General features: G+C 35.7%; 5 protein-coding genes and 1 pseudogene. All 6 read right to left on the bottom strand.

The genetic code is table 11. From position 1 onward, the window contains the following. Positions 1-179: 179 nt before the first annotated feature. The 6 genes and pseudogenes from KF816_01955 to KF816_01930 all read right to left on the bottom strand — a co-directional run bounded on the left by KF816_01955 (position 180) and on the right by KF816_01930 (position 11,503). Entirely contained in the window at positions 180-1,073 is an 894-nt protein-coding gene (locus KF816_01955) for a glycoside hydrolase family 16 protein (protein ID MBX3006768.1), read from the bottom strand. A gap of 1 nt (position 1,074) precedes the next feature. After that, positions 1,075-1,539, bottom strand: coding sequence for a T9SS type A sorting domain-containing protein (locus KF816_01950; protein ID MBX3006767.1), 465 nt, complete (start codon positions 1,537-1,539; stop codon positions 1,075-1,077). A 1,554-nt stretch (positions 1,540-3,093) separates the two neighbouring features. After that, entirely contained in the window at positions 3,094-4,320 is a 1,227-nt protein-coding gene (locus KF816_01945) for a cellulase family glycosylhydrolase (protein MBX3006766.1), read from the bottom strand. Between the two features lie 82 nt (positions 4,321-4,402). Further along, entirely contained in the window at positions 4,403-6,613 is a 2,211-nt protein-coding gene (gene bglX / locus KF816_01940; GenBank protein ID MBX3006765.1) for a beta-glucosidase BglX, read from the bottom strand. Positions 6,614-7,214: 601 nt separating this feature from the next. Then, positions 7,215-8,153 (bottom strand): annotated as a pseudogene (locus KF816_01935) (sugar MFS transporter). Between the two features lie 200 nt (positions 8,154-8,353). Continuing rightward, positions 8,354-11,503 (bottom strand): glycoside hydrolase family 3 C-terminal domain-containing protein, encoded by a 3,150-nt coding sequence (locus tag KF816_01930; GenBank protein MBX3006764.1) that lies wholly within the window; start codon positions 11,501-11,503, stop codon positions 8,354-8,356. Positions 11,504-11,527: the final 24 nt, after the last annotated feature.

Raw genomic sequence — 11,527 nt, 5'->3', positions numbered from 1 at the left:
AGCTATAACGCAGAGAGTGCAATGTTTTTCGCAGCGGAGGCAGAGAAAAAAACTCTTTTGCACACTCCGCGGATACTCAGCGTCCTTTGCGGTTTAAAAAACATAGAATCTCATTCTACACTCCTAAAAATCAAAAGCTTTAACGCAGAGAGCGCAGAGTTGTTCGCGGTTAAACAAAACTAATTAACTTTTTTGTACACCCTTACATACTCAACTTCCATCTTTTGAGGAAAGACAGTTGGATCAATTCCTTGAGCACCGCCCCAAGTTCCTCCAACCGCAATATTAAGTATAAGATGAAAATCTTTATAGAATGGCCAATATTCCCAACCTCTGTTTTCATTAACAGAAGTAAAGTAATGTTTATCATCTACATAAGCCTTAATTTCAGATTCAGTCCACTCTATAACGTATGTATGAAATGCCGTCATTGCATCAAGTACTTGTGTGGTACCGGTCTTTTGAGTGTTTTTACTATGCACATATTTATTACAATGAGTAGATGCGTGAATCACTCCCGGATTATACCCGACATGTTCCATTATATCAATTTCTCCATTATCGGGCCAGCCCCCGTTTCCTAAATTCCAGACAGTCGGCAGCATCCAGATTGCCGGCCATGTTCCCTTACCATATGGAAGTTTAGCTCTAATTTCAAAACGACCATAAGTCCAATCGCCTCTATTTTTAGTAATTAATCTTGCAGATGTAAAACTGCTGCCCTGAAAATTTTCCATCTTCGCTTCAATAATCAGTTTTCCATTTTCAACTCTGGCATTCTCTTTTCTATTTTCAGTATAGTATTGAAGCTCTTGATTTCCCCATCCATGTCCTCCTACATCATAACCCCATTTTTTAGGGTCAGGTAACCCCGGGTTATCGAATTCATCGTTCCAAACCAATGTATATCCTGGCACTTCAGGAATATTAGTTTTCTTTTCCGGTTCGGTTGTTTGTGAAGAGCAATCGATAAATAATGTCATTATAATAGTGATTATTATCAGCGATAATTTTTTCATAATCATTTCCTGATATTTTTTGTTCATAATTTTGGTGAATAATTGATTTTTCATTTTACCTCAGGAACACCATTTTTTTAGTTTGAGAATAATTACCCGCTTGAAGCGTGTAAAGATAAATTCCGGTAGAGAGTGAAGAGTATTGAGCTTGTCCACCAGCGCGGATAAACCCGCCAGAGGCAGGTGAATGAGAAGAAATATCATTTTTAAATCTTACATTATAGATACCCGCATCTTGAAATTCATTGACTAAAGTGGAAATCTCTCTTCCGAGCAAATCATATATTTTTAAACTAACCGGAGATGATGCTGATAATTGATAGCTAATTATTGTATCGGGGTTAAACGGGTTTGGATAATTCTGATTCAACTTAAATTCATTTGGAATTTTCTCATCTTTAACATCTGTTGCATCCTGAAAGAATAAACCTTTTGGATTAGAATAATCAAGTATCGGCGCAATTTCGGGGGCAGTCATAAAATTATTCCATAATAATTGAGAGCGGTAATTCTCAATCATGCAGATAATTGGTCCTTGATCAATTGCGAGGTATCCATCGCTAAACCAATTTTTCGTAATATTAAATGCATCTTTAAAACCAAACACACCCCAAAGTTTATCTCCATAAGTTCTATAAAAATACTTTAACGCGGCTATTGATTCGGTTGGAGTATATGGCATTGCCGATAGCGCCGCCGTTGGTGAAATAGTGCCATTGTCATTATCTGGATCGTGAGCTGAATATCCCGCCTCCGGAATTGAGTAACTGGCAGTCAATCCCCAACAATTTTCATTATAGCCGGCAAATTTTTTAGGATTGGCAATTGAATACTCACGTTGGATTAGTGTTTGATTCCGATTCTGATTAAAATAGTTTGCATATAAATCTCTTTTGCCGCGAGGGTCAAATCCTAAATATGAATAATGAGTAAAGAATAATGGTCCACCATGATTTGTACCAAGATAAAGAGGATAACCATAATATGTTTTAGTGTTTCTTATTTTATCCCCATTCCCCCAGCCTGATTTATAAAATGTTTTCGGGTCAATTTTTACTGAATTTGTTGGGGATGCGATAGCTAAAATATAGGCGATCTGCGTTTCATTCCACCCATGAAAAATGAAAGAATTATTATTTGGAATATTGAATCCATAAGTTGGTGACCAATTCCAATACAACCCGGTTGATCCGTTACGGAAAAATTCCCAATCCATCCCGTGCCAAAGTTTATTAATGGCATCCCTGATCTGCGCCTCATCATCAGTTTGATTTGAAAAATACTGTCTAACAGCCAATAAGCCTTGAATCATAAAAGCCGATTCAACTATATCTCCACCATCCTGATATGGACCAAACTTCACTACTTTTCCCGTTGAGCCATTAATCCAATGAGGGAGAACACCATGAAATTTCTCCGCTTTATTATTTAGGAAATCTAGAATTTTTTTGATTCTATCAATTCCTTGTTGACGAGTAATGAAGCCTCTTTCAATTCCAACGGGAATAGCCATAACACCAAATCCAGCGCCGCCAATTGTATTAGTCACATCCGATTCATCGGGATGCCATCTTTCTCTTGCTAATCCCGAATTAGGATCACCCCAATCCCAGAAGTATCTGAACACCGCTCGCTGAGTCATATCTAGAAATTCATCATCGCTCATTTGATTTGTTCTTCCACTCACTTCACTACTCATTGCAGATTCATTGCCTGAATTATCGAAAGCAGTAACTTTATATTTATTCTGAATACTGGTCGAGCCTACCCAATCGACGTAAAATGATTTATTTTTTTTTATAGAACCCATGAGTTTATAAGTGGAATTCTCATTTTTATAAACTTTATAACCTGCCAAATCACTCTCGGTATTGTTATCCCAAACAACATCAAAATGTAGTTCATAAGAAATTACTTTTACATTTTTAGGTGTCTGGGGTGGTGTATTATCCTGGGCTATTAATATTCCGGCAACCAGCACGATTAACGTTGTTATTGTTTTCATATTTTACTTCCTCTAATCAAAAATCTACTATTTCCCCCTAATAATTCAAGGGTAATAATTTTCATAAACTTATTTTGTTATTCCCAACGCCAACAAATAACCTTCATTGATTCTACAGTTTTTGAATTTAATATTCTCTAATAAATCAGCCAATGCTTTATTCACAACTTCTTTAGCCGGTTTAAGTTTTCTCATTTCTTCAAAATTCTTTTTTGGAGATTCAGCATACTTAATTATCTCGTCCCATTCTTTTGTTTTGGCAAACTGAATCATTCCACGCGATGAATCCATTTTTTTATAGGGCCAGAAACTCCAACCAAAATTATTTTTTTCTAATAATATTCTAAAAGTGCTAATCCATTCATCCTCATTTTCTCCACTTTCACCCAGATACATTGGTACATTATATTTATTACTGAAATCGGCGTAATCTTGAATTTCCTTCTGCTCAACCGGCATCCAGTATTTATGAAATGTGTATGCCGAATTATTATCAAATGGTTTACCGAACATTGAGAAATTAGTATTCCATTGCGCTCCGCCAATAAATATTATATGGTTATTATCAACTTCTCGTATTGCTTTAGTAATTCTTTTATAGAGAGGCTCAAGTAATTGATTAAGCTCTTCTTTGTTTTCATAGAAATGCGGAATTGGTTCATTCAATAAATCGTAACCAACTATTATTTTTTCATTTTTATACCTTTCCGCAATTCTTTGCCACAACATAATTGTTGTTTGCTGTGCTTTCTTATCTTCAAACAAAAAAGGATAGCTCCAGCTGTCATCAATATTATCTCCTGTTTGTCCACCGGGCGCCGCGTGCAGATCAAGAATTACATAAAGATTTTCTTCCGTGCACCAATTTATCACATCATCCAAACGCTTAAATCCTTCCTCAATATAAATTTCAGGATAATCTTCAATCAAAAATAGTTTAAAATTGAATGGCACACGTACATGATTTAACCCTGTACTCTTTATGAATTTTATATCTTCGTGAGTTATATAATTATCACGAAATGTTTTCCAAAACAATCGGGCTTCATCGGCGCCAATTAATTCTTTTATTGTATTATCAATAAGTCTGAATGAATTCACATTACTAAACCGAAACATATAACCTTCGGGATTAAGCCAATTGCCTAAGTTTATTCCCCTCAGCAATAATTCATACCCATTTTCATCAATTAATTTTTTACCGCTGACTTTTACAAAACCTGTTGATTGCGAATAGTGATTGCTAAAGGTAAGAATTAGAATTAGGCAAAATATTTGACATGATTTCATTTTAATCTCAGAGCTGTTATAATATAATTAAAAAAGCGAAGTATGATAAACCACATAATTCATACTTCGCCTAATGCAAATTAAAATACTAATCAACTACCTTAAAAGAAGCTTCTTTCACATCTACAGAGTTTGTACCAACAAATACTTTAAAGTCACCCGGTTCAACAACATGATTCATATTAATGTCGTAAAATTTTAATTTTTCCGGAGTAAGTGTAAATTCAACAGTTTTTGTTTCACCCGGCTCAATCCACACTTTTGCAAAGTCTTTTAATTCTTTTACCGGACGAGTAACGCTACCCACTAAATCGCGAATATAAAGCTGAGCAACTTCAGCGCCCTTAATAGAACCGGTATTTTTAATTTGCACTGATATTTTTAATGACTCATCTTTTTTGATTTCAGTTTTACTTAATACCGGATCAGAATATTCAAAAGTTGTATAGCTTAAACCGTATCCGAATGGATAAAGAGGAGTAACCTCTAAATCTAAATAAGAAGATGTAAACTTATCTTTTGGGTTGTATGGTCTGCCGGTATTTTTATGATTATAATATATTGGAATTTGCCCAACGGAACGGGGGAATGATGTTACCAGTTTTCCATTAGGATTATAATCACCGAATAAAACATCGGCTATCGCATTACCGGTTTGTATTCCACCAAACCATGCTTCAAGTATTGCGGCTACATTATTATGAAGCCAAGGAATAGTTAAGGGTCTGCCATTCATTAAAACTACAACTACAGGTTTACCAATTTTATTAATTTCTTTAATCATATCTTCTTGTACGCCGGGTAAATTAATGTTTGAACGGTTATGTGCTTCGCCCGACATTGTTTTTGCTTCGCCAACAACAACTACAATTGCATCCGATTCCTGCGCAAATTTTATTGCTTCACTAAATTTACTCCTATCAGAATCATCAATTTTGCACCCTTCAGAATAGTTTATTTTTACCTTACTGCCTAATTTAGATTTAATACCTTCCAATACAGTAACAACATTTTTGGGATCGCCGAGAGCTTCCCAGCCGCCAAGAGGATCTACTTTTGAATCAGCTAGCGGACCAATAACCGCAATGCTTTTAATAGATTTTTTTAGAGGTAAAGTATTCTTTTCATTTTTTAGTAGGACAAATGTTTCGAGAGCAACTTCTTTTGTAGCGGCAACTATATCTTTGTTTAGTTGAGTTTTTGCCTCGAGTTCGGTATCACAATATTTATATGGATCATCAAATAATCCAAGTCTAAATTTACCTAGTAAAACACGGCGAACAGCGTCATCAACAAGTTTAATATCAACTTTGCCGGCATTAACCAAATTCTCGAGATGACGATAATATGCATTTGCTTCCATATCCATATCAACAGTCGCGTGAATTCCGAGTAGGGCGGCTTCTTCTAAATTTGCCGCAACACCATGTGGAATTAATTCACCAATAGAATTCCAATCGCTAACTACAAACGCATCACTTTTCCATTCATCACGCAGCACTTTTGTCATTAAAAATTTGCTGGCCGATGCTGGTACTCCGGCAATATCATTAAAAGAAGCCATTAGTGAACCAACTCCGGCTTCAACTGCTGCTTTAAAAGGAGGAAGATAATAGTCGCGTAAATTTCTTTCTGACAGGTCAACAGTATTGTAATCCCTTCCGCCTTCAGCAGCGCCATAAGCGGCGTAATGTTTTACACACGCAAGAAGAGTATTATTTGCAGATAAATCATTTCCTTGATATCCACGAACTCTTGCTGCTGCCATTAATGATCCGAGATATGGGTCTTCACCACTTCCCTCCATTATTCTGCCCCAGCGCGCGTCACGGGCGATATCAACCATCGGGTTAAATGTCCAATGGATACCAGCCGACGAAGCTTCGATTGCCTGCCAGCGAGTTGATTTTTCGATCAATGATGGATTCCAAGAACATGCTTCTGCGATTGGTACCGGGAATGTTGAACGAAAGCCGTGTATTACATCCAAACCAAAAATTAAGGGAATTTTTAATCGGGATTCTTCGATTGCAATTTTTTGAAACTTTCTTGTAGCTTCGGCACCAGTTACGTTTAGAAATGATCCTACTCTTCCTTTACGAATTAATTCATCGCTTCCTTCAGAGGGTCTTGCAGTTGCGGCTCCAGTAGCCCAACCTCCACTATATTGAACAAGCTGACCAACCTTTTCCGATAGATTCATTAAAGCCAATACTGAATCAACTCTTTGCTCCAGACTTTTTTTCTGAGCTGTTACTGTAATACTAAAGACCATTAAGAAAAAAATTAGTTTTTTCATTTTTCACCTTTATTTCGTTTTGAGTATTTCACTTTACTATATAATTATTTCAGTTTGATAAAACTGGTTTGTAACCTTTGAAGCCATAATAAGCTATATATAAATAACAAAGAACAGGAATAAAGAAAGCGTGCTGAATTCCAATATTATCAGCAAAAAATCCTTGTAGTACTGGTATAAGAGCACCACCAACTATTGCTGTACATAATATGCCCGATGCTTGACCCGTATGTTTTCCCAACTTATCAATTGCTAGAGTAAAAATTGTTGGGAACATAATTGAGTTAAATAATCCCACTGCTAATATGCTCCAGAGCGCTACTTGTCCTCCCGAAAGCATTGAAACTAAAACCAGCGCCGCGGCAAATAGAGCTAGTATTGTAAGGGTTCTATTTGGTTTTCTTTTACCAAGATTAAAAGCAATAAAATTAAGACCAACCAACAGTAAAAATGTTAATGTTTTTCCAAATCCACTTAATGAAAAAGTTGAAATGTTCTCATATTCTTTGGTAACATATAACGCGAGTACAAGTGCTAGAACAAACACTAATGATAAATAGAAATTTTTCTTTTTATTATTATCCATTTCGGATAGAGTTATGGAGCCGAAAAATCTACCCACCATTGCTCCGCCCCAGTACAGCATAATATATTTAGCGGCTTCCGCTTCCTCCATTTGCAAAATTTCATTAAAATAATTCACTAAAAATGAGCCGATTGAAACTTCTCCTCCTACATAAACAAATATTCCAATTGCTCCTAAAATCAAATGTTTATAACCCCACGCGCTTTTATGCATATCGTGAAAGTTTTGTCCGTCATCCGATTTTTCTGAGGACTCTTGTGCTTCAATTACAGGCAACTTAATAACAGCGAAGAGAGCCGCAATAACGAAAAGCACAGCAGCTAATCCTAAATATGGCGCTTGAACCGCGCTTGCCTCAGCAAGTTTATATGCCGATATATCAGCGGCACTCATGCTTTTCATTTCTTCAACAGTTTTAACTGCGAGTGATAAAATTAATAAAGACCCAAATAATGGTGCTATTGTTGTCCCTAATGAGTTAAACGCTTGAGTTAAATTTAATCTGCTTGATGCTGTTGTTGGTTTGCCAAGAATTGCAACATAAGGATTAGCCGCAACCTGTAATAATGTAATTCCGCTGGCAAGAATAAACAGAGCTACTAAAAACATTAAATATGATTGATTTCCCGCAGCCGGGTAAAACAATAAACAACCAACTCCGGCAGTAATCAATCCAATTACTATTCCATTTTTATAACCAATTTTTTCAACAAGCATACCTGAGGGAAGCGACACTACCGCATACGCAGTAAAAAAACTAAATTGAATGAGCATTACTTGAGTATAGTTTAGAGTAAAAACTGCTTTTAAATGTGGTATTAATATATCATTCAAGCAGGTTATGAATCCCCAAATAAAGAACAATGAGGTTAATACTGTAAGGGCAAATCCATAGGATTGTTCATCGTTCGATTTACTGGATAATGCTGATGTACCGGGGGATATTGAAGCCATTTAAGTCTCCGCTTTTTGTAATTATTATATTTTTCTAGAAATTAATCGCACCAATTTCATGCAATTACTATGCCTTTATTAACAAAAGACTACCGCGCAAATAAACTTATTTAACTTGCTAAACTTCTTTTTCAATCAACTCAGATTAGCAAAAAACTTTTCAATTATTAATTTCATAAGAACGGTTATTAAAATGATAATTACTTCATCAATACTAATTTTTTCACTTGAGCATTGCGTCCATATTGGAGTCTATAAAAATACACTCCACTCGAAAAATTGCTTCCGTCAAATTGAACTTCATAAACTCCTGGTGCTTTATTTTCATTTACGAGTATTGCAACTTCTCGACCGAGCACATCAAATATCTTTAATGAAACAACTCCCGGTTCATTCTTATTGCCTGATGGAATTGAGTATTTTATAATTGTTACCGGATTAAAGGGATTAGGATAGTTTTGCTCTAATTTATAATCTAATATTACCGACTGATCATCCTCTCGAATATCAGTAGTCAAATCATAAAAAACTTCGAACTCATAAATTGAGTAACCATACTCAGTTGCTCTCTTAGTTCCGGTTAATTTTATATATCTTCCTTCCCCGTTAACTTTCCACAATTCGATATTTCCAAATCCGTTTGATTGATTTACAATCTGCCTCCAATTAACTTCATCATCAGAGACTTCAATTATGTATTCTTTTCCGTATGCAGTTTCCCAGGTAATTCTTATTTGATTAAACTTTTGAATTGAGCCAAGATCGACTGTCAAATATTGGGGATCGGTAAATTTGGATGACCAGCGCGTATTGTATTCTCCATCAACGGCATTTTGTGCAATATAATCAAATGACTCTATTGAACTTGTTTTTACAGCTTTTTCGAACGCGAGATTTTGTGCTGGATTATTATATACTTGCAGTTGAACTGATTTTGAATTATTGTTTTCAATAGTCTCTTGTATTGCAGAAACTTCATCTACAATTGCTTCAATTGTATATGTGCCGGGAGATTCGGCAACCCAATAATTATTTGCATTATCAATTCCGCCAATATTTCCATTAAGTAAAACCATACCCGCTTTAGGAATTGAATCAGCACTTATAAAAGATCGGCTTACAGTTTTCCCATTTACTTTAAAACTAACTTCATGAAAAATTGCGTTTGGACTTGGACCTGTTCCATAATTTATAACAGTCGCTAGAAAAATTACTTTTTCACCCTCAAGTGGATAACGGGGAACTGTATAGATATTTGCAATTTGCAGATCGGGCAGAGGTGGATGAGGGCGTAAATCTAATTTTTTGCTATAAATTAAATTATCAGATGAATTCCCCACAAAAAAAGTGTACGTACCGGGATCCAACTCATGACTTTGCTTTTGTGAACTATAATAGTAAAGTTCATTTGGACCAATTTCAAAAGTAACTTTTTTAGTTTCACCCGGCTCAAGATAAACTTTTTTAAATCCTTTCAAGTCTTTTACGTTGCGGCTCACAAATCCTGTACTTGCACCAATATATAGCTGAACTACCTCTTCTCCGGCAACCGAACCGGTATTTGTTACATCCACACTTATTTTAACTATTTCTTCTGCAAAGAACCAATTTGAATGGGATGTTGAAAAGTTACTAAACTCAAATGATGTGTAGCTTAATCCATAACCAAATGCATATTGAGGAATATGATTATTCTTATCGAACCATCTATACCCCCCGCCAAATAATTCATCAAGGTTGTTAGAATTTCTATTCGGGAGTTGAGAATCATTTTTTGGCATAGTAACTGGAAGTTTTCCGCTTGGGTTATAATCACCGAATATCACCTGAGCTATTGCATTTCCTCCTTCCTGTCCAGGATAAAAACCATATATCAATCCTTTTATATCATTGATAAATGGAGTTGCAGTACAAATGCCGCCGCTGATTAACACAACAATTAAATTTTTATTAACTGCAGTAATTAGTTTAATTAAATCTCTCTGCTTGCCAGGAAGTTCTATGGAATTATTAGCTCTATCAAAACCTTCTCCCTCTTGCGAAGGATCCAGTCCACCAAAGAAAATTACAACATCGGCTTCACTTGCATACGCGATTGCTTGGTTTACATCTGACGAAAAAACAGTCCCGCTAATTTCACACCCCTTAGCATATAAAACATTTTTAGGATCAATATATTTTTCAATTCCCTCTTTGGGTGAAATTTTATAGAATGGATCAACCCAGCTGCTGCCTGAACCATCTGTTTGCATCACTGCCGCATTAGGACCAATGACCGCAATTTTTTTTATTAATGATTTATTGAGAGGAAGAATTTTACCATCATTTTTAAGAAGCACTAAACCTTTTTTACCCGCTTCCAAGGCAAGAGATTGATGAGCGAAACTGTTTACATCTAATGGATTTCCTTGAGGATAATGCCCGATCATGCCAGATAGAAATTTTGTTCTTAAAACCCTTCGCACCGCCTCATTAATTACGGTAGTATCAACAATCCCTTTATTAACTAGTGCCAATAACCCGCTGTTAGCATCCTGATATAAAATTGAGCCCATCTCAATTTCGCAGCCAGCTTTAATAGCCTTTTCTGCACTGTTAATTGACACCCAATCAGAAACAACATAAAATGGAAAGCCCCATTTTTTCCTTAAATCGGTTGTAAGTAAAGTTGAACTTTCGGCGGCTTTAAAATTATTAATCAAATTATATGAGTTCATTACACTAAATGCGCCGCCGATTTGAATTGCTTCTCTGAATTGAAGTCCATGATGTTCAAGTAAATTTCTCTGCGATAGAGTGTAGTTATTTGTAGTTCTCCCAACCTGACGATATTCTGTATAAAAATGTTTTATTGTAGCAAGTACAGGTGTTGATTGAATTCCCTGAACCATTGATGTATTAATTTTTCCATTTAAAAATGGATCTTCACTAGTTGTTTCGGGGGAGCGTCCATTTCTTGGATCAAGTGTTAAATCTAAACATGGACCTAATGCTTGGTGAATGCCTTTACCATGAAACTCTTTTCCTAAGGCAACTCCTACTCTATAAATTAATTCGCTGTCCCAAGTTGCGGCTATTCCCGAACCAACAGGGAATGAAGTTGCAAACCCATTTCGAACACCATGAGGTCCATCGGCCATTTTAAAGCCAGGAATTTTTAATCGTTTATTGTCGGCGGTATTAAATGAACCTTCTTGATGAAGTTGTTTTACTTTTTCTTCTAATGTCATTTTAGAAATAAGCTCATCAATCTTATCATCAAGTGTCTGCGAATAAACACTATTTGTATTTATGAATATCAGAACAATACTTATTGAACAATAAATCAACCAATTATGAAAAACTTTCATTAATATTTTCCATCTTAAGAATTC

The sequence above is a fragment of the Melioribacteraceae bacterium genome (genome assembly GCA_019638015.1).
In the GTDB taxonomy this organism is placed as follows: domain Bacteria; phylum Bacteroidota; class Ignavibacteria; order Ignavibacteriales; family Melioribacteraceae; genus JAHBUP01.
Note: the sequence above shows the minus strand (reverse complement) of the source record. Positions and strands in the feature narration are given on the sequence as shown.